The organism is Streptomyces sp. ATCC 21386 (assembly GCF_018728545.1).
GTDB lineage: Bacteria > Actinomycetota > Actinomycetes > Streptomycetales > Streptomycetaceae > Streptomyces.
The window spans coordinates 558189-578161 of record NZ_JAAVVL010000001.1 but is presented as its reverse complement, the minus strand read 5'-3'; the positions used below and the strand labels follow the sequence as shown (position 1 = coordinate 578161).

The following is a 19973-nucleotide window of genomic DNA, read 5'->3' as shown; positions in this document are numbered from 1 at the left end:
CGGCGGCTGCGGGAGCGCTGGGGTTGGTCGCGCAGTTCCCCGCGCCCCTAGAAGGCGGCTGCGCCGCCATTCGGCGCGCGGTGCTTCAGTAGTTCTCTCAGGTCCGTCGCCACCGTCGAGTCCGTGTCGTCCAGGATTTCCTGGGCGCGTTCCCATTCCTGGTAGGCCTCCTCCTCATGGCCCCCGGCGCGGAGCAGCAGCCCTCGCTGGTGCCGGGCCAGGCCCACCGCGTACTGGTCGGCGCGGCGTTCGGCGAGGTCGAGCAGGACCGCGCACTCCTGGGCCGCGCGGTCCGGGCGCCCGAGTTCGCGCAGGGCCCGGACCAGGCCGAGCCGGGACTTGGACTCGCCCTGCCAGTCCTCGTCGTCGCCGAGGATGCGCAGGCTCTGCTCGAAGTTGCGTACGGCGGCGGCCGGTTCGCCGAGGCGGAGGTGGGCGTAGCCGATGTTGCAGTGCGCGGTGTGCCGTACGACGAGGCTGTCGGCGATCTCGCCCAGCGCCAGACTCCGTTCGTGGTGGGCGATGGCGGCGCGCGCGTCGGTGTGTTTGTACAGGTTGCCGAGGTGGCTGAAGGTCACCGCCTCGCCGTAGGGGTCGCCGAGCTGCCGGGACAGTTCCAGGCTCTGGCGGAGCGTCTCCTCGCTCTCCTCGTACCGGCCGAGGCTCGCCAGGACGAGCCCCCGGTTGTTCAGGCACCGCCGTACGCACGACACCACTCCGAGGCGGCGCCACAGCTTCAGGCCCTCGTCGTTGAGGGCGAGCGCCTCCGAGGCCCGGCCGGACATGAAGTGCAGCCCCGCGCGATCGGTGAGGGCGAACGCCTCGGCCGCGTCGTCCCCGAGGGACCTCGCGACGTCCAGCGCGTGCCGTCCGAGCACGTCCAACTCGGCGAGCCGGCCGCCTCGGTGCAGATGGGGGAAGAGGTGGCGGACGAGGGTGGGGACGAGCGCCGCCGCCGGGCCGCCGTCCTCCCGGGCGCAGCGTTCCACCAGGGCCACGATGTTCGGGAGTTCGCGGTCGCCCCAGGCGAAGGCCGCCTCGGCGGAGGTGAGTTCCGGGGGCCCCGGATCCGGCACGGGGGCGGTGGTCCGCAGGCGTTCGTCGCGCTCGTAGCCCGGCGGGAGCATCACCAGCAGGCTCTGCCGGGCGTGTCCGGCGTACCAGCCGAGGGCCTGCTGGACGGCCTCGGAGGTGTCGGCCGGGTCGGCGAGTTCGCGGGCGAAGTGGCGTACGAGGTCGTGGGGGACGTAACGGCCGTACGTCGTCTCCTCCAGGAGGGCCACGTCGACGAGGCGGTCGAGGGCGGCCTCCGCGCGGAACTCGTCGGTGCCGGTGAGGCGGGCGAGGAGGGGCGCGCCGTAGGCGGGCAGGTCGAGGGCGCCGATGCGGCTCAGGACGTGGGCGGCGTCGCGGTCGGCCTCGCGGTGGGAGGCGCGCAGGGCCTCGTGGGCGACGGCGAGGGAGCGGCGGACACTCAGGTCGTCGTATTCGAGATGCTGCAACCGCCCCTCCGTGGCGGCCAGTTGGCCCGCGAGAGCATCCGGGGTGAGGGCGCGCCGGGCGGCGAGGCGGGCCGCGACCACGCGGAGGGCGAGCGGGAGGCGGCCGGTGAGTTCCACGAGGGGGTGCGCGGCGTCCAGGCCCGCCGCGCGGCCCGAGGCGGCCCGCAGCAGGGCCACGCTCTCGTCGTCCGACAGCGGGGCGAGCGGGAAGCGGTGGGCGCCGTCCAGCGCGGTGAGGGGCGAGCGGCTCGTCACGATGACCGCGCAGCCGGGGCCCGCCGGGAGGAGGGGGCGCACCTGGGCGGCGGTCGCGGCGTCGTCCAGGACCATCAGGGTGCGGGTGGGGGCGAGGGCCGAGCGGAGCGACGCGGCGGCCGCGTCCGGGTGTTCGGGGATACGGCGGGGGTCGGTGCCGAGATCCCGCAGGAGGGCGGCGAGGGCCTGGGCGGGGGTGAGGGGGGTCATGCCCGGGGTGGCGCCGTGGAGGTTGATGTACAGCTGGCCGTCGGGGAAGTGTTCGGCGAGTTCGTGAGCGAGGTGGAGGGCGAGGGCGCTCTTGCCCACGCCGGCCATGCCGCTGATGACTGCCGTGGCGGTCCCCTTCGGAAGCGGATGGCGCCTCGGAGCTCGGGGGGCGCTGGTGGTGGGCGAGTGCGCATCGTCCGCGGCTGGTCGCGCCCACGCGGCGGTAGCCGCAGATTCAATGCCGCCCCGCGCCCCTGAAGGGGCGCTGACGGTCGGGTCGAGGACATGGCGCAGCTCCGCCAGCGCATCCCGCCTACCCGTGAAATGGGCTGGTGGGGGCGGGAGTTGGGCGGGGCGAGGTGAGGGATCGGTGGGAGTGGATTCGAGAGGCGGGCCCTGCGTGTGTTCCTCGGGTTCCCGCAGGATCTCCACGTGGGCCTCGCGGACGGCGTGGCCCGGCTCCACACCGAGTTCGTCGAGGAGGCGCGCCCGGAGGTCACGGTGGACGGCGAGGGCCTCGGCCTGGCGGCCCGTGCGGTGCAGGACGAGCATGAGGAGCCGGTGGAAGGCCTCGCGCAGGGGGTGTTCGGCGACGAGGGCGGTGAGTTCGGGGGCGAGGGCGCCGAGCGCGTGCGCCCCGGCGGGTTCCGTCTGCGCCCTGGCGGCCGCAAGGTGGAGTTCGGCGTCGTACCGGCGCTCCAGCAGCAACAGCCGTGCCTCCTCCAGGCGTTGGACGAACGCCTGGGCGCGGAACTCCTCGACGGGCAGTCCGCCGAGCGGGGCGCCCCGCCAGAGGGCGAGCGCGGCGGTGGACTCGCGTACGGTGCGGGCCCAGTCGCGCTCGGCGTGTGCGGCACGGGCGGCGCGGGCGTGGGCCTCGAAGACGCGGACGTCCAACTCGCCCTCGTCGACCCGCAGCAGATAGCCCGGCGGGATCGCGCGCAGCCGCTCGGGGTCGTCCAGCAGCCTGCGCAGCCGGGTCACGTGGTTCTGCAGGGAGGCCTGGGCGGAGGGCGGTGGCGCCGCGTCCCACAGCACGTCCTTCAGGGTGTCGACGGAGACGACCCGACCGGGTTCGAGCAGCAGTGCGACGAACAGGGCGCGCATCTTGCCGCTGCCGACGGACCGTACGCCGCCACCGGGGCCGCGGCCGTTCGAAGGGGCGCCGCCGGAAGCCATGGCCCCTCCGGGCGCTTGGGCGGCATCCGCGTCCGCGTCCCCGGCCCCGGCCCCGGCCCCGATGCCGGTTCCGTACAGAACCGGCGGACCGAGCAGTCCGAACCGCAGCCCGTCCCGCATAGAACCCGTCCGCTGCCTTTCCGCACCGTCGTTCCGGGCCCGCCCCGCGGCGACCTGCCGCCGCCTCCCGTACGGCTCCCCGTGGAACCGTTGGGCTCATGTTAGCGATCCGTTGGCGGGACCTGATGTGATCACTTCATCGGATCCGGCGACGACGGCGCACGCGTGAGACGCGTAGCTCGGGGGAGTGCCGCCGCCGCCGCCGGATCCGGGAACCGCACAAAGCGCTGTGCCCCGGTCGGTGGAGGTGAACGACCGGGGCCTTCGTGTGTGCGGACGCGGCAGCGAGCGGCAAGCGACTGGCAGCCGTCGCTTGGCGTCGACGGGCAGCCGTGCGGGAGCGGGGAGCGGCCGCACGGGTCGGCGAGCGGCCGTACGGGTAGGGAGGGGAGCGGCCGTACGGGTAGGCGAGCGGCCCCGGAGGGCCTCACGGGATCGGGACGCGGCCCTACGGGAACGGCGAGCGGCCCCGGAGGCGCGGCGGGCCGGCCGCCCTACAGGATCGGCGGGCGGCCCAGCCGTGTCAGGCGCCAGACCGTCCGCCAGCTCATCGGCCGGCGCTCGCCGCCCGACTCGCGCCAGCCCTCCGCGAAGCCGCCGAACCAGGCCTTCAGACCGCCGACCGAGCGCATCCGCAGCAAGGTGATGAGGACCCACACGCCCAGGTGGACGGGGATGAGCGGGAGCGGGAGGCGGCGGCGGGCGAGCCAGACGCGGTTGCGGGCGTTGACGCGGTAGTAGATGGCGTGCCGGGCCGGTGAGGTCTTCGGGTGCTGGAGGAGCAGTTCGGGGGCGTACAGCACGGTCCAGCCGGCGTCGAGCGCCCGCCACGCCAGGTCGGTCTCCTCGTGCGCGAAGAAGAACTCGGCGGCCCAGTCGCCCGTCTCGCCGAGCATGGCCATCGAGAGGGCGTGGCCGCCCCCGAGGAACCCGGTGACCGGGCCGCCGCGCATCGGGTCCTTCGCCCCGACCCGCGGTACGTGCCGCCGCTGGGTCTCGCCGTGCTCGTCGGCGATCCGGAACCCGACGATGCCGAGGCGGGGGTCGGCGGCGTACAAGTCCCGTACGCGGCGCAGCACATCGGCGTCGACGAGCAGACCGTCGTCGTCCAGTTCGACGACGACGTCGATGTCACCGAAGGCGCGCAGCCGTTCCAGGGCGACGTTCCGACCGCCGGGGCAGCCGAGGTTCTCGTCCACCTCGATGAGGGTGACCTCGCCGGGCAGGTCGAGCCGTTCGGCGAACTCGGGGAGCGGGCAGCCGTTCCCCACGATCACGATGCGTTCGGGCGCGACGTCCTGCTTGGCCACGGAGGCGAGCAGCGCGTCCACCTCCGCGGGCCGATTGCCCATCGTCACCACGGCGACAGCGACCCGAGGCCCGGCCTCCACCACGACACCAACCCCATTCCGTCCACGGACCGCCGACGACGACCGGCGCGGCCGGCGACCGCCGACGCGCTTCCCGTCCCCCACCGACTGTTTACGGCCGGGATGCTAGTCGTTCACGCCGGAGACTTCGCATCGACTCCTCCACTTCGCCGCCCCGGCCCCGGTTCGTCACGCAGGTTCTCCCCCGCCGTGACACCGACTGCGGTCTTTCCGGCCACACTTGAGTACGCATCAGACCCGGCGCCCACGCCGGTCGTTCTCGGCCGTTCTCACCGCGCTCCCGCAGGGCACTGACAGCACTCACGGCGTACAACGCCTCCTCCGGGACGGGATGTCCGCATCCAGGCTTCCTGCATGGCGGAGCAGAGATGGCGGAGAGAGCTGCGCGGGTCGCGGGTGTGGCGTGTGCCGGTCATGACGCCGGAGGAGGCGTTCCGGTGGAACGCCGTCAAGCGGTACGTCCAGCCGCGCGCCGACCGGCGGAGCATCGGCCGGTACGGGGAACTGATGAGCGGCCGGTTCCTCCGGTACGAGGGGGCCACCCGGAGGCGGTTCCTGCATCCGCTGCTCGCCGACGCCGCGTCGATCACGGACGCCGAGCTGGAGGCCCTGCTCTCCGAGGGCTGGCGGCCCCGCCTCACCGCCGCGTGGCTGATGCGCTGATCCGCTGGGACTCGCTCGCCGGAGTGGGGAGCTACTGGACGCCCCCGATCTTTCCTCGGCAGGGTGCCGCAGCCGCCGTCGTACGCGGGACAGCCCGATCGGGCGAGACACCGGGTGCGCACGGCGAGGCGTCGGGACACCGGGAGCGCACGGCGAGGCGTGGAGAGGGCTGACCGCCGGCCGCGCCCCTCTCCCGCCGTGACGGGGCGTACAGCCCCCGGGCCCGGAGCGCGAGTCGGCGCTCCGGGCCCCGGTGCGGGTGCAGGCCTCAGGCCCGCAGCGGGTTCGAGCGGACCGCTGCCATCAGGTACCAGGCCGTGGCGCCCGTGTGCCGGTACGGGTAGTAGCCGAACCCGAAGCCCGTGTCGAGGGGGCTGCTGGCCGAGACGACGCCCGAGCGGCCCGGGAGGGCGCGGCCGCCGATGGTCTGGTCGGTGCCGAGGAGGTCCTGGGCGCGTTCGAGAGAGGCGAGGAGGCGCCGGGCGCGCTTCTCGTCGCCGCGTGCGCCCCGGTCGCGCAGGGCGAGCGCGAGATGGGCGGTGCCCTCGAACCAGACGCCGTTGCGGTTGGGCTTGGGCTGGAACTCGGCGATGGGCGCGTCCTCGTTCGCGAGGAGACTGGCCGAGCTGAAGGTCACGCCCTCGTACGACTGCCCGGCGGGGACGGTGCTGTTGCGGCGCTCGGCGTGGTCCGAGACGGCGAGTTCCCGGGCCGCCCAGTCGAGGGAGCGCGCGTACCGGTCGGAGTCGAGGGCGAGGTGGGTCCAGGTCTGGGTGTCCTCGGGGATCGGGGACTTGTTGACGGTGATGCCGTCGTTCGTGCCGGTGTAGAAGAAGCCGCCGGACGCGCCCCGGCCCGGCTCCCACATGCCCTTCACGAAGGCCTCGGCCCGCGCCCGCCGCCGCCACCACACCCGGTCGCCGGTGAGCCGGGCCAGCCGCCCGAACAGGCAGATCAGGTCGGTGTTGTGCTCGGTCGAGGTGAACGGCAGCTTCTCGTTCGCCCCGTTGACGCCGAACTTGTAGCCGCCGAGGGGCTCGTCGGTACGGCCGGTCCGCTCGATCCACTCCCCGATCCGCACGGCGGCGGCCAGGAAGCGCGGGGCTCCGGTCCGCCGGGCCAGCGCGCTCAGGGCGATACCCGCCCAGGCCATGTCCCCCACGGCCGTCCCCGTGAAGCCGAACTGCGTACCGACGTTGGCCGTCCCGTCCGCCCGGACGAACCCGTCCGGCTGTGGGACGCCGTCGTAGTAGACGTAGGGCCCGACGTTGTACGCCTGGCGCAGCCGGCCGTCGTCGTACGCCGGGTCGTGCTCCTGGGCGTAGATCAGCGCGTCCCCGAGCGCCACCGCCCGGGCCCGTCCGTCCTCGGTGCGCACGGCGAGGTGGGCGAGGACGGCGAGGGCGTTGTCGTAGGTGAAGGCCGTGCTGAACAGGCCCGCCTGGTCGGTGTAGCTCTGGGTCAGCCGGAGGTCGCCGTGGTCGGGGTAGGCGTCCATGGCGGCGGCGAGGAAGGCGTGCCCGCGCCGCGGAGCCGAGCCGCCGGGTGCGGCGGACGAGGATGCCTGCGATGCCGAAGGGGCCGGGGATGCCGCGTGGGCCGTGCCGGCGCCCGCGCCGACGGCGGTGAGGGCCGCCGCCGCGCCGAGGCCGGTGCCGGTGCCGAGGAGCCTGCGGCGGCTGAACGCGCGGGCTCGTCCGCCGGTGCTGCCGGTACTGCCCGTGCTGCCGGTGGTGCCGCTGGTGCCCGTGCTGCCGGTCATGGGTCTCCCTTGGAGATACGAGGGGCGGGTGCGAGGGGTGGGTGAGAGGTGGGCGCGAGGTGCGAGTGCGCGGGGCAGGTGGGAGGTGCGGATGCGGTTGGGTGCGCGCCCGGAGTCGGTTCTGAGAGCGCTCTCAAGCGGATGGGGGCTCATTCTGCTGGCGCACCCCGCCCGGGTCAACGCCCGTGCGCGGCAAGGGAGGTGGGTGACCGGGTTGCGGAGGGGGCGCCCCGGCACCTCATGGGTGCGCGGGACGCCCGCGGGATCCCGGGCCCGGTGCGCGGACTCCGCCACGCGCACTCCGGGCCCCGGACCCGGAACCGCGAGGCCAGTCCTCCGCGACCCGGACCTCGCGGTCGTTCAGCGGTGCCGGACACCACTGTTCGATGCGGCCGGACAGGGCGGGGACAGGTGAGGGTTAGGAGGGAGCCAGTCACGGTAAGAGCGCGTACAACATTCCGTACGGCATCCGACGCAGCGCCGGGTACGCCCCCTTCACGCCCCCAGTAAGTCCGACTTGTCCGCTTCTGGGGTGTCGTCGCTCACTCCGTTCGCAGCGCCCTGGCCGTACCCGTCCGCGCCGCCCACCCCGCCGGCAGCAGCGCCCCGGACACCGCGATGACCAGCCCGCCCAGCGCGAGTGCGACGAGGACGGGCCCGTCGTACACGGCCAGGACGCTGTCCGGCAGGCTCATGCCGACGGCGTCGCCCATGAACGGCGTGACGACACCGTGCAGGACGATCCCGGCGGGGACCGCGACCAGCCCCGCGAGCAGGCCGACCCCGGCGACGGAGATGACGACCATGGTCACGGTCTGGCGGGGTGTCATGCCGAGTGCCTTGAGCACTCCGAGGTCGCGGACCCGTTCGCGGGTGTCGAGGACGACCGTGTGGAGGACTCCGAGCCCGGCGACCACGACGAGCATGAGCGTGAGCATCCCGATCAGCGCGTCCATGGCCACGATCACGCTGGAGGAGTTGGCGTCGGCGGCGCGGGCGAGGGCGGCGAGACCCGCGTCGTCGAGCGCGCGGTCGAGTGCGGCCAGGTACTGCGCCTGGTCGGTGCCCGACGTGGTGTCGACGTGGAACCGGCCTGGCAACGCCCGCTCCCCGAGCCCGAGTTCGGTGAGAGTGGCCGTCGAGGTGAGGAGCGCCGTCCCCCCGCCCTGGGTGAAGAAGGCCTCACCCACGACCCGTACGGTGGCCCGTCCGCCCTTCTCTTCGAGGGTCACCGTGTCCCCGACCCCGATACCGGCGGCCGTCAGGAACCGCCCGGTCACCACGGCCTGGCCGGGCCCGTCGAGCCACCGGCCAGAGACCAGTTCGGGCGCGCCCCACGCCGAGTCGCCCTCGTAGGCAACCACGGTCGTCGGCCCGGTGACCCCGGAGGCCGCTACCTGGGCCTGGGCGGTGCCGTAGAACCGTCGGGTGCCGTCCTGGGCCCGGAGCACGGCGGCCACGGCCTGCGGATCGGCCTTCTCCCGCCCGTCACTCGAACCGCCCGGCCCGCCCGGACCACCCGAACCACCCGGACCTTCCGGACCTTCCGGACCTTCCGCCGGTACGACCTCGGCGCCGGGCGGCCCCTGACCGCCGCCCGCCTCCACCACGACCGAGCCGGCCGAGTCGAGCATGCGGCCCTCCTGGACCTTGCCCAGTGTCAGCGCGAGCCCTACGGCGAAGGTGACGGACAGGGCGCCGAAGACCACCGCCGCGGCCACCGTCGCGGACCGGGCGGGCCGGACGACGGGATGCGCCAGGCCGAGCCGGACCGCCGGAGGCAAGGGCAGCCGCGACGTGAACAGCCGTGACAGCGACAGCCGTGACAGCGACAGCCGTCGCGCCGTGAACACCCCGCCCCGCCCTCGTCCGGCACCTCCGCCGCCCCGCACGGCCCGTCCGGACCCGCCCCCCACCGCGATCGCCTCCACCGTCCGCAGACGTCCGGCGCGCAGCGCGGGCACCACGGCGGACACCGCGACCAGCAGAAGCGCGGCGCCGGGCACGACGACGTCCACCCAGACGGGGATCCCTCCGGCCGACGCGCCGAACGCCTCCCCCACCTCGTGCAGCACCGGCCGGGCCAGCGCGTTGCCGAGCACCACCCCGAGGACGCAGCCCAGCGCCGCCGGCACCAAAGCCTGCGCCACGTACGCCCGTACGACCTGCGCGGGCGTGAAACCGAGCGCCTTGAGCACCCCGATCCGCCGGGTGGCCGCCCCCACGGCCCCACCGACCACGATCCCGATCACCAGCACGGACAGACACAGCCCGAGCACCCCGAAGGCGGCCAGGAACGGCACGAACGCCATCGCGTTCGCGGTCTCGTCCTGCCTCACCACCAGATACGACCGCACACCGCTCAACGCGCCCTCCGGCACGCCCGCGACGAGCGCGGCGCGAGCGGCGCCCATGTCGGCCTCGGTCGCGGCCTGCCGGAAGCGGTAGAGCATCTCGTACGCGGTCGAACCGCCGCTGACACCCGCGGTGTTGTCACTCGCGGCAGCGCCACCGGCGCGACCCGCCCCGCCGCCCGTGCCCGCCAGCGACTCCGCCTGGGCCGGTGTCACCCAGGCCTCGCCCGTGCCGGTCACCGAGCGGGCGAGGCCGACCACGGTCAGCGTCGGGGCGCCCGGCGCGTCGGGGACGGCCAGTCGGTCGCCCGGCCGGAACGGCCCGGCGTCGGGGGCCACGACGATCTGGCCCGGTCCGGTGGCCCACTCGCCCTCGACCAGGTCGATGACGTCGACGGGGCCGCCCGGTTCCTCCCGGCCGACGACGGTCATCGGTGGCAGGTCGACCCCGGCCGGCAGGAAGTCGGAGCCGGTGACCGTGCGGGGCCGTACGGAGACGGTCGGGAAGGGCCCGGCCACGGCGGTCACTCCGGGCGCGTCGGCGGTCGCCGCGAGCCGCGCCGCCGTCACCTTCGTCCCGTCGAACCGCGCGGTCAGATGCGCGCCGCGCTGCTCCGCGAAGGCCCGATCGAAGGGTGCCCGTGCGGCGACGAGCAACCCGACCGCGAGAACGGACGCGGTCACGGCCATCAGCGTCGTCAGCACCATGACGACGGTCCGCACCCGCCGCCGCCCGACCCCGGCCCGCACCACCCGCCCGAGCGCGCTCACCGGTCCACCGCCGCCGCGGCCGAGCCGCCGCCCAGGGCTCCGCCGGGGCCGGGGTGGGGGCGGGAGTGAGGGCCGGGATCGGGGCCGTTGTGAGGAACTTCCGCCGCGCCCCACGTCTGCGTATGGGCCGTCTCGCGCATGATCCGGCCGTCGACGAGTTCGACCGTCCGGTGCGCGCAGGACCGCGCCAGGTGCGGGTCGTGGGTGACGAGGACGATCGTCTGACCGTCCGCGTTGAGCTCGGTGAGGAGGGCGCGGACGTCGTCGCCGGACGCCGTGTCGAGCGCGCCGGTGGGCTCGTCGGCGAGCAGGAGTGCCGGGCGGTTCATCAACGCGCGGGCCACGGCGACCCGTTGTCGTTCGCCGCCGGACAACCGGCCGGGGTACGCGTGGGTGTGCCGGTCGATGCGGAGGTATTCCAGCAGGCCCGCAGCCCGTCGGCGGGCCTCGGCCCTGCCCAGGCCCGCCAACTGGGCGGGCAGCAGCACGTTGTCCACGACGGTCAGGTCGTCCAGCAGGTTGAAGAACTGGAAGACCATGCCGACCTTGGCCCGCCGGTAGCGCGCCGCCCCGGCCTCGCCCAGCCGGTCCACGCGTACGCCGTCGACCGTGACGCTCCCCGAACTCGGCCGGTCGAGCCCCGCGATCAGATTGAGCAACGTCGACTTGCCGCTCCCCGACGGGCCGATGACGCTCACCGCCTCCCCGGCCCGCACCCGCAGCGAGACCCCGTCGAGCGCCGGGGGCCCCTCACCGCCGTACGTCCTGCGCACCTCGCGGATGTCGATGACGGGCTCGGCGGCGGACGCCGTCACGCCGGGGTGGCGGTGACGGCTGGTCGGGGGCGGGGTCGGCGGCACGGGCACGGGGCCTCCTCAGGAGGGTGGTTGACGTGTGGCACCGACGCTAGGGACGGCCCCGCGCCCGGTCGTCCCCCACGACGGCGAACCCCTCTGCCGTACCGGACGGACCCCGCGCGCACGTCATCCCGGAGATGTACGCGGAGGATGTACCGCCCGTCCCCAGCAGGACGGATGTGACGCCCGCTGCCGCTTGCCAGACTGATCCCATGGGTGGTGGCGGGGAGACGCGGGGCGACGGGCCGGGGGCGCGATCGGCACGGGTGGCAGGGGCGGCACCAGCGCGGTCGACGGAGGAACCTGCGCCGGGCGACCCGCTCCCGGAGGCGCGGGCCACGGCGGACCCTCGTTCGCAGGCGCAGGCGCAGGCGCAGGATCAGGCGCAGCCGACGCAGGCCCAGGATCAGGCGCAGCCGACGCAGGCCCAGGATCAGGCGCAGCCGACGCAGGCCCAGGATCAGGCGCGGGCCGGCTCGGCGGGTGCGGTGTTCCGGCGGTGGGCGGCGGTCGCGCGCCGGTGGTGGGAGGATCTGCCCTCCCTGCTGCGTGCCGCGGCCCCGCCGCCCCGCCCGTCCCGGTGGGCCTGGACCGCCGATGCGTGCCTCGCCTTCCTCCTCGCCGCCTGCACGGTGATGGCCACGACGGCACAGGACGCGAGCGCGGGCGGGCGCCTGCCGCACAGGGTGCTGACACCGGCCCCGGGAGGCGGGCCGGTGCCGCCCGAGGCCCCGCCCCTGCCGGCACCCCCGTACCTGACGCAGGACCTCGGCGCGCCCCACGCCTGGCAGTTGCTCCTCGCCGCCCTGACCGCGCTCCCGCTGCTGGTCCGGCGCCGCTACCCGCTGACCGCGTTCTGGGCGGTGATCATCACGACGATGGTGTTCAACGAGCGTGCGGGGGCGGCCGAGGCGACCGGGTACACGTTCCTGACCTGTGTGGTCGCCGCGCACAGCGCTGCCGTCCACAGCCCGTACCGGCTGCGCGCGCTCGGCAGTCTGGTGGCGGGCGCCGCCCTGATCGCGGTGTTCGCCGAGGACAACTTCCCGTACGTCACGCCGGGCGTGATCCCGTTCCTCGTCCTGCTCGGCGTGGGGCTCGGCGCCAACGCGATCCACACCTGGAAGCAGCGGGTGCACGCTCTGCGGGAACAGCAGGAGGCAGCCACGCGACTGGCGGTCGAGCACGAACGCTCCCGGATCGCACGGGAGTTGCACGACGTCGTGACCCACCATGTGAGCGTGATGGTGATCCAGGCGGGCGCGGCCCGCAAGGTGATGGACGTGGCCCCGGGCCGGGCCCGCGAGGCGCTCCTCGCCGTCGAGACGGGCGGCCGTACGGCGATGACCGAACTGCGGCATGTGATGGGCCTGTTGACGATGTCCGACGAGGACCGTCCTCCAGCCGCCGGGCCCGCCGCCCCGGCCGGTGCGTGGAGCGGTCCGGCCCGCTCGGACTCCTGGGAAGATCCGGCCGGCGACGGCGAGTTGGCCCCACAACCGGGCCTCGATCAGCTCCCGGCCCTCGCCTCGCGCGTCCGCGCCTCCGGCGTCCCCGTGGAGCTGGTCGTCACGGGCACCCCCGCACCGTTGCCGCCGGGCGCCGACCTGGCCGCGTACCGCGTCGTCCAGGAGGCACTGACGAACACCGTCAAGCACGCCGAGGGCGCCCGGGTGCGGATCAGCGTCGACCACGCGCCCACCGCGCTCCACCTGGAGATCACGGACACCGGCGGCACCCCCACGCCCGCGGCCGCCTCCGGCACGGGCCGTGGCCTCCTGGGCCTGCGCGAACGCCTCACCGTCCACGGCGGCACCCTCGACACGGGCCCCCGTCCGACCGGCGGCTACCGCGTCCGGGCGACCATCCCCCGCGCCCCGACCGCCCCGCGGGCCCCGGGCGCCCAGCTCATCCCACACGCCCCACACGCCCCGCACGCCCCGCATGCCCTGGGCAACCCCCATGGCACCCCGCCCCCACCCCTCGGAGAGCGCCCGTGACGGCAGGTCACCCGCACCCCCCTGCCATGTCCCCGGCTGACGCCGACCCGCCCCGCGTGGTGATCGCCGACGACCAGGCCCTGGTCCGCACCGGGTTCGGCATGATCCTCTCCGCCGACGGCATCGACGTGGTCGCGGAGGCGGCCGACGGGGACCAGGCCGTCGAGGCGGTCCATCGCACCCGTCCCGACCTCGTCCTGATGGACATCCGCATGCCCGGCACGGACGGCCTGGAGGCGACCAGGCACATCCTCTCCGGCACGGTCCCCGAGCCGCCCCGCGTCCTCATGCTGACCACCTTCGACCTGGACCGCTACGTCTACGCCGCCCTCACCGCCGGCGCCAGCGGCTTCCTGCTGAAGGACGTCACCCCCGAGCACCTGGTCGCCGCCGTCCGCCTGGCCCGCACCGGCGATGCGCTCCTCTCCCCCGCCATCACCCGCCGCCTGATCGAACGCTTCGTCTCCCCGTCCCCCGAGACCCCGGTCCTCCACCGCGACCTGGCCCCCCTCACGCCCCGCGAACTACAGGTCCTCCGGTCCCTCGCCACCGGCCTCAGCAACGCCGAACTGGCCGCCCATTTCCGCCTCAGCGAGGCCACCGTCAAGACCCATGTCGCCCGCATCCTCGCCAAACTCCGCCTCCGCGACCGCGCCCAGGCCGTCGTGGTGGCGTACGAGACGGGCCTGATCGTTCCGGGATCGACAGCCGGGACGCCGCCTCCCGAGGGATAGCGCCAGGCCCTCAGGGGCCCTCTCCCTCTCCCCTACTTCCCGAGCTCCACCGAGACGTGCGCGGACAGCGCGCCGAGGAAGTCGGCCGCGTCGAACGCCGCCCCGGCGGAGAGCACACCGGACCCCTTCACCCGCCCCTCGACCACGCGCCGCACCGCCTCCACCGCGAGCGGCGCGCTGACGGCGTAGATGTCCTGTCCGCGCGCCGTGGCCCGCTGTTCCACGCCCCCGGAACGGACGACGACGTCGACCACGAAGGTCTGCCCGGACCGGCCCCGCTCGTCGACGGCGACCGGCGCGGGCGTGTCCGGCGCGGCCAGATCGCGCGCGGCCTCGACCGTCATGTACGTCCGCACCTCGGGGACGGCCAGATGGGTCGGCACGGTGACGATGTCGGCCATGCTGAACTCCCCGATCACGGCCCGCGTCCCCAGTGGCTCGGGGAAGTCCCACGTCGTGGCCGGGGCCGCGTCGTCCCGGTACTCCAGCCGCCCGTCGGCGTACCGGACCCGCCGTCCGCCCCGGCGCTGCCGCGAGACCGCGCCCGCGTCCCGTGTCCCCGCCGTGGGGTGCCATCCGCTCAGCCCGTACGCGATGTGCGCCTCGTCCACCGCCGTCCAGCCGGCCGACTCGGTCACGGCGGTGACCAGCAGGTCCCCGAGTCCGCCGAAGAAGGCCATGGCGGGCACCACGGCGACCCCCGCAGCCCGCGCCGGCTCCCCGAACCGCGCGAACGTGTCGAGATTGGCCTCGATCTCGGCCGCCACGTCCACATAGGGAATCCCGGCGCGCAAGGCCGCCTCGATCACCGGCGCGGCCGTCTCCGCGAAGGGCCCGGCACAGTTGACCACGGCGTCCGCTCCGGCGAACGCCCGGTCCAGGGAGCCCGGTTCACCGACCGTGGCGACCCGCACCCACTCCTGCGGCCCCGGCACCTGTCGCTCCTGCGCCCCCGGCAGCCCCGCCGCCACCGCCCGCAGCTTCGCCGCGTCCCGCCCGACCAGCAGCGGTACGAACCCCCGCGCCCGCAACTCCGCCACCACGAACCGCCCGGTGTGCCCGGACGCCCCGAACACCGCGACCGTACGCCCAGCCGTCATCAGTACTCCCCCACATTCAGTGTCCCCATCGGCGAAGCGTCGACCGCCCTGCCTGACGACCATCCTTCCGAGCGCGGCCGGCCACCACGAGTGTCCGAAACGACGAGCCCCGTACAATTTCCGACATGCCGAGCCCGGACCGGACCACCATCGCGCTCGCCGTCACCGACGGCATGCTGCACTTCGAACTGGCCCTCGCCTACGAGGTGTTCGGCTCCGATCTCTCGCACCTGGTGGACCCCTGGTACGAGTTCGCCCTCTGCGGCCCGGGCCCCGTCTCCGTGGGCCGCTTCCGCCTGGAGCCGGACCACGGCCTGGACCGGCTCCCGCACGCCGACACCGTGATCGTCCCCGGTTGGACCGATGTGGACGTGCCCCCGCCCGCCGACCTGGTCGACGCGGTCCGCGCGGCGCACGAGGCGGGCGCTCGGATCGCCTCGCTGTGCACCGGCGCGTTCGTCCTGGCCGCCGCAGGACTCCTGAACGGCCGCCGGGCCACCACGCACTGGGCGCACACGGACGTCCTGGCTGCCCGCTTCCCCGAGGTGGAGGTCGACCCGGACGTCCTCTACGTCGACAACGGCAGCGTCCTCACCTCGGCGGGCAAGGCCGCCGCGATGGACCTCTGCCTGCACCTGGTCCGCCTCGACCACGGCTCGGCGGTCGCCAACACGGTGGCCCGCCGACTGGTCGTACCCCCGCACCGTTCGGGCGGCCAGGCCCAGTTCGTCCCCGCCCCGGTGCCCACCCGGAGCGACCACCCGCTGACCGGCCTGCTCCCCTGGACCCTGGAACGCCTCGACCAGCCCCTGACCGTCGAGGATCTGGCTCGCCGCGCGAGCATGAGTTCGCGCACCCTGACCCGGCACTTCCGCGCGGCCACCGGCACCACCCCGCTCCAGTGGCTCCTCACCCAACGCATCCGCCGTGCCCAGGAACTCCTGGAGACCACCTCCGACAGCGTCGACGCCATCGCCACCACCACGGGCATGGGGACGGCCGCAACCCTCCGCCGCCACTTCAACCGCACCCTCGGCGTCCCCCCGGACACCTACCGCCGCACCTTCCACGCCTCCCAGCCCGGCACCACCCGCTGACCCCGTACTGCACTTCCCCGGACTGCACTTCCCCGGACTGCACTTCTCCCGTCTGCGCCTCTCCGCTCCGCACCTCTCCGCGCTACGCCTACGTACTGCACACCGTCCGCAACGGCGCCCGCCGGTCGGGCCGCGCCTCCGCGACGTTCTGTACGTCGGCCAGCAGCCCCGGCACGTCGAGTTCCTCCCCGGCGGCGGCGCGGGCGATCGTCAGCAGGACGGCCTCGTAGAAGGCGTCCCGGACGGCGGGGGGCATCACGTCGGAGGCGTCGAGACAGCGCGGGCCGGCTCCCGTGAGGCGCTCGGCGATCTCCCGTGCGACAGGGCCGCCCTCCTGTCGCACTCGCCGGTTCGCCGAGAAGACGTCCGCGGCCTCCGCCCACTTCCGCTGGCCCTCCCGGGAGGCCAGCCGCTCGATCAGGTCACCGGCCCGGGGGCGGTCGCTGAACAACGCGGCGAAGTCACCGGTCACCTCGTGGCCCCGGACCCGGTAGCCGCCGCCGGGCAGCAGGGGAGCGGAGTCCATCAGGCCCGCCCCCTGCCGCTTGTCCCCGTAGAAGGAGCGGGCGAAGGAGCCTTGGTGCTCCAGCGCGCACCCGCCCTTGCCCTCGAACAGCAGCCCGTACTCGCCGGGGGCGCCTCGATGGTCGGTGAGCAGGGCGCGCCCCGCCGCCGCCTCGTCCTGCCGGAGCAGTCCGGCCCACGCCTCCCACGCCTCGCGCACCGCCGTCCCCGTCCACGGCACCGAGGCGTCGCCCAGCGCCCACTTGCCGTAGACCTCCGGGCCCTCCCGTTGCAGCACGAGGTCCTCGATCCAGTCGCTGCCGGGCCAGCCGGACGCTCCGTCGTCTCCCATGCCGATGCACCAACTCGTCAGCGGGGCAGGCGAGTCCGCGGGGCGCTCGCCCTCGCGGTACCAGACGATGCTCTTCAGGTCCGCCTTGACCGGCACCCAGTACGCGTCCTCCCGGGGCGAGCTCACCGGCTTCCAGGGGGCCCCGTACTCCTCCTCCGCGTAGAGGCCGTTCAGCGACTTGAGGAGGTTCTGGTCGGCGTACTCGGCGAGTTCGCCGACCCCCGGCATGATCGCGATGTCCGGGGGCTCCCCCGACTGCACCTTGGACAGCAGCACCTCGCGCTGGGCCGCGGTGCCCTGGTACTCGAAGGGGATGCCGAAGCTCCGCAGGACGTCCTCGAACTGCTCCCCCTGCTTGTCGGTCCACGGCCCGAGGATGGTCACCGGTTCGTCGTCCCGCTCCGACCAGACCGCCACCATGCCGCCGGCGCAGACCAGCAGCAGCGCCGCGAGCAGCACGAGCACCTTGAACCGCCGGGTCACCGTCGCCTCCAGTAGTCGCTGTCGAGCCGGAGGCCGACGCCGATCACGGGCAGGACGACGATCAGCAGACCGCCGGTCAGCGTGCCCTGGTAGACCCGGTCGGTCCAGGCGTCGTCGGCCAGGACGCTCCGCACCTCCTCGGACTTCGCCGTGACGGTCCGCTGCGCGCGCTCCAGTTCCAGGCCGCAGCAGGCGTCCGTGGAGACCCGGGTGATCTCCCGCAGATCCCCGGTGACACGGTCGAGGTCGTCCTGGGCGGAGCCCATCGTGAGCAGCGGGACGACGGCGAGCAGCACGGTGATCGCGAAGGCCGCGAGCAGATACGGGTTCCAGTCCCGGCCGCAGCGGTCGCGCAGCACGAACAGCGTGGACAGCATGGTGAACGCCAGGGCCACCAGGGCGAGTTCGGCGATCCACCAGCCGCCGCGCTGAAGCCATCCCTCGGCGACGGTGGCCTCGGCGTGCTTCAGTTGCGTCCGCTGCATCGCGCCCAGACGCGGTACGAGTCCCACGCCCTCGCGCGTGAGCAGCGAGCGTGCCTCGGTGAGCTTCTGGTGCCGCATGAGCGGCTGGTCCCGGTACATCACGGTGCCGAGGGTGAGGGAGTTGCTGTAGGTGGCGAGCAGCCCGTTGACGGTGCCGAGGTCCTGGTCGGTGCGGTCCGCGATCCTGGACAGCCCCTGGTCGGCGGCGGAGAGCTGGGCCCGGTAGGTCTCGCCGCGGCCCGCCACGTCGACGAACTCCCGCTCGCCCAGGGCACGGGCCTCGCGGTCGGCGCGCAGCACCGCGAGCCGGGTGGCGGCGAGCCCCTGCACGGCCGGTGCCTCCTGCTCGGCGACCGTCCCGGCGCCGCTCTGGATCTGGCGGCAGGAGACGAACAGGGCCCCGGCTGCCACGAGCGCACACACCGCCAGCAGCACCAGATGCACTTCCAGCAACCGCCGCGTCCGCCACCGCCCCAGCCGGGCCCGCCAGAAGCCACCAGGGGAGTACGACCACCGCCGACGCCGTGAGGAGGAACGCCGGGCGGCGAAGAACAGGGGCCCGCCCCGGCGCGCCGGCGTTGACGCGGACGCGGACGCGGTTGCCGTGGCGGTGGCGGTGGCGGTGGCGGTGGCGGTGGCGGTGGCGGTGGCGGTGGCGGTGAAGCGTAAGGACGTGAGCCGGGCTCGGCGCGTCGAGAGCGCGGCGCCCTCCCGGGAAGCCCGCTCCGGCCGCCCGTCACGTGAGGCCCGCTCCCGCCACCCGCCCCCGAATGCCCCCTGGCCGGCCGTCACAGCAGTTTCTCCCCGCAGGCGATGCAGTAGCGGGCCTCGCTCCCGGCCGGGGCGGCGCACCGGGCGCAGCGTGCGCCCGGTTGCGGTGCCGCGGTGTCGGTCAGCGGCACGGGCCGGGACCCCGCGCGCAGGATCATCGGCCCGAGCGTGGACGCGTCGACGGCGTCGCCCGGGCGCAGCCGGACCCGACCCGCCGACGCGTCCTCGATGTCCGCGACCGCGGCGATCTGGTGCAGCACCCAGTCCGTGCCGAACCGGGCCGCCAGCCGCGCCGCCAGCCCCAACTGCCCCTCGGCGACTTCAAACCGCCGCTCCCCGAGCGCGACGAGCCCCCGGCGCAACGCGTCCCGCATCGCGGTGCGCGACTTCTGCTCGCGCACACTGCCTCCCCCGGCCGCGACCTCGGGCGGCGGCAGCTCGGGCCGGTGCCAGCGCGCGGTGACGGCCGCGTGGACGTCCCCGACGGACACCATGGCGAACTGCAACCACGTCTCCAACGGGTCACCGTCGGCGTCGGCGACGAGCGTGAGCAGATAGTCGCGCCCGCCCTGCTCCCACTGGTACGTCGGAAAGCTCCAGCGATGCGGCCGACCGGGCTGCGGAAGCCCCCCGAGACGGTGTGGCCGGGGCGCCTTCTCGTTCAGCGCGACCTGCCGCACCGTGGGCCGTACGGTGACCTCGATCGGCAACTGCGGGGCGTGCACCCGGCGAAGTCGCCGTACGGCGCCGGTGATCGCCCCGCCGAGGCCCTCGTCCACGAACTCGGCGCTGCCGTGCAGCCGTTCGGCGAGCGTCAGCAACGGCTCGGGCGCCCAGTCGACGCCCACGGCGAGCACATCGCAGGTGAAGTGCCCCGCGCACACGTCCAGTTCCTCCTCCAGCCGGGTCTCGCCGGGGCCGCTGCTGCCGTCGGTGATCAGCAGCAGATGCCGTACGGACAGCGGGCGTGCCGCGAGCAGGGCGCGCGCCCTGGCCGCCCAGACGGCGTACCCGGCGGGGCGCGGGCCGTCCCGGTGCAGCGGTATCGAGCCCGCCGCGAAGGCGGCCCGGCGCTTCTCGTGCTGATCGGCGACGGCCCACTCGGTGTTCCCCTGTGGGTAGCAGGGGACCGGCTCGGGGCCGGCGCCGAGCACGGTGAACGAGATCCCGTCGGGCAGTCCCCTGAGCGCGGCCGGCAAGGCGTGCCGGACGACCGTCCGGAGAGGTTCGGCGACATCGACCGCGATGATCACGGCGAGCTCGATCGCGGGCAGTTCGGCGGGGGCGTCCCCGGCGTTCACGTCCACCCGGAGATGCGCCTCGATCTTCGCGCTGCGATGCGGCCGCACATCACCGTCGAGGTCGACCCGCACGCGGATCTCC

The 19973-nt window shown here is 74.5% G+C and carries 13 protein-coding genes; 4 read left to right on the top strand and 9 right to left on the bottom strand.

Annotated features, from left to right (window positions below):
- Positions 1-47 precede the first annotated feature (47 nt).
- The gene (locus GWK25_RS02475; RefSeq protein WP_215448289.1) at positions 48-3266 is read right to left on the bottom strand and encodes a BTAD domain-containing putative transcriptional regulator; all 3219 of its coding nucleotides are present in this window, start codon (positions 3264-3266) and stop codon (positions 48-50) included.
- A gap of 494 nt (positions 3267-3760) precedes the next feature.
- Positions 3761-4660: a glycosyltransferase family 2 protein gene (locus GWK25_RS02470; protein ID WP_215448288.1), complete on the bottom strand. Its 900-nt coding sequence runs from the start codon at positions 4658-4660 to the stop codon at positions 3761-3763.
- A gap of 351 nt (positions 4661-5011) precedes the next feature.
- On the opposite strand from GWK25_RS02470, the gene GWK25_RS02465 reads away from it, so the two are divergent.
- Positions 5012-5320 carry a DUF6000 family protein gene (locus GWK25_RS02465; protein ID WP_251828672.1) on the top strand — a complete coding sequence of 103 codons (309 nt, stop codon included), beginning with the start codon at positions 5012-5014 and terminating at the stop codon, positions 5318-5320.
- A 268-nt stretch (positions 5321-5588) separates the two neighbouring features.
- Here GWK25_RS02465 and GWK25_RS02460 read toward each other — a convergent pair whose 3' ends face one another.
- From GWK25_RS02460 to GWK25_RS02450, 3 genes are all read right to left on the bottom strand, one after another.
- Positions 5589-7082: a Tat pathway signal sequence domain protein gene (locus tag GWK25_RS02460; protein WP_215448287.1), complete on the bottom strand. Its 1494-nt coding sequence runs from the start codon at positions 7080-7082 to the stop codon at positions 5589-5591.
- Between the two features lie 542 nt (positions 7083-7624).
- Positions 7625-10207, bottom strand: coding sequence for an ABC transporter permease (locus GWK25_RS02455; protein WP_215448286.1), 2583 nt, complete (start codon positions 10205-10207; stop codon positions 7625-7627).
- Positions 10204-11022, bottom strand: coding sequence for an ABC transporter ATP-binding protein (locus GWK25_RS02450; protein WP_308404466.1), 819 nt, complete (start codon positions 11020-11022; stop codon positions 10204-10206). Before GWK25_RS02450 ends, GWK25_RS02455 begins: the two co-directional genes overlap by 4 nt.
- Positions 11023-11276: 254 nt before the next feature.
- Between GWK25_RS02450 and GWK25_RS02445 the strand changes: the two genes are divergently transcribed.
- Both GWK25_RS02445 and GWK25_RS02440 read left to right on the top strand, forming a co-directional pair.
- A complete protein-coding gene (locus tag GWK25_RS02445; RefSeq protein ID WP_215448285.1) occupies positions 11277-13064 on the top strand; it encodes a sensor histidine kinase in 1788 nt (595 codons plus the stop codon).
- Between the two features lie 26 nt (positions 13065-13090).
- Entirely contained in the window at positions 13091-13798 is a 708-nt protein-coding gene (locus GWK25_RS02440; protein WP_215448284.1) for a response regulator transcription factor, read from the top strand.
- Positions 13799-13830: 32 nt separating this feature from the next.
- Here GWK25_RS02440 and GWK25_RS02435 read toward each other — a convergent pair whose 3' ends face one another.
- Positions 13831-14898: a saccharopine dehydrogenase NADP-binding domain-containing protein gene (locus tag GWK25_RS02435; RefSeq protein WP_215448283.1), complete on the bottom strand. Its 1068-nt coding sequence runs from the start codon at positions 14896-14898 to the stop codon at positions 13831-13833.
- 125 nt (positions 14899-15023) lie between these two features.
- On the opposite strand from GWK25_RS02435, the gene GWK25_RS02430 reads away from it, so the two are divergent.
- Positions 15024-15995 carry a helix-turn-helix domain-containing protein gene (locus GWK25_RS02430; protein WP_215448282.1) on the top strand — a complete coding sequence of 324 codons (972 nt, stop codon included), beginning with the start codon at positions 15024-15026 and terminating at the stop codon, positions 15993-15995.
- 88 nt (positions 15996-16083) lie between these two features.
- On the opposite strand, the gene GWK25_RS02425 is transcribed toward GWK25_RS02430, so the two are convergent.
- From GWK25_RS02425 to GWK25_RS02415, 3 genes are read right to left on the bottom strand one after another with little or no spacing between them, the layout of a single operon-like run.
- Positions 16084-17334 (bottom strand): extracellular solute-binding protein, encoded by a 1251-nt coding sequence (locus GWK25_RS02425; RefSeq protein ID WP_215448281.1) that lies wholly within the window; start codon positions 17332-17334, stop codon positions 16084-16086.
- Complete coding sequence (locus GWK25_RS02420) at positions 17331-18611, bottom strand: hypothetical protein (protein WP_308404161.1); 1281 nt, start codon at positions 18609-18611, stop codon at positions 17331-17333. The genes GWK25_RS02425 and GWK25_RS02420 overlap by 4 nt, the downstream gene beginning before the upstream one ends.
- Positions 18608-19963: a hypothetical protein gene (locus GWK25_RS02415; protein ID WP_215448280.1), complete on the bottom strand. Its 1356-nt coding sequence runs from the start codon at positions 19961-19963 to the stop codon at positions 18608-18610. Before GWK25_RS02415 ends, GWK25_RS02420 begins: the two co-directional genes overlap by 4 nt.
- Positions 19964-19973: the final 10 nt, after the last annotated feature.

Excerpts from the sequence above, each read along its gene's own strand:
- GWK25_RS02475 (WP_215448289.1), bottom strand. The coding sequence starts at position 3,266 with ATGCGGGACGGGCTGCGGTTCGGACTGCTCGGTCCGCCGGTTCTGTAC.
- GWK25_RS02445 (WP_215448285.1), top strand. The coding sequence starts at position 11,277 with ATGGGTGGTGGCGGGGAGACGCGGGGCGACGGGCCGGGGGCGCGATCG.
- GWK25_RS02440 (WP_215448284.1), top strand. The coding sequence starts at position 13,091 with ATGTCCCCGGCTGACGCCGACCCGCCCCGCGTGGTGATCGCCGACGAC.
- GWK25_RS02465 (WP_251828672.1), top strand. The coding sequence starts at position 5,012 with ATGGCGGAGCAGAGATGGCGGAGAGAGCTGCGCGGGTCGCGGGTGTGG.
- GWK25_RS02435 (WP_215448283.1), bottom strand. The coding sequence starts at position 14,898 with ATGACGGCTGGGCGTACGGTCGCGGTGTTCGGGGCGTCCGGGCACACC.
- GWK25_RS02430 (WP_215448282.1), top strand. The coding sequence starts at position 15,024 with ATGCCGAGCCCGGACCGGACCACCATCGCGCTCGCCGTCACCGACGGC.
- GWK25_RS02460 (WP_215448287.1), bottom strand. The coding sequence starts at position 7,082 with ATGACCGGCAGCACGGGCACCAGCGGCACCACCGGCAGCACGGGCAGT.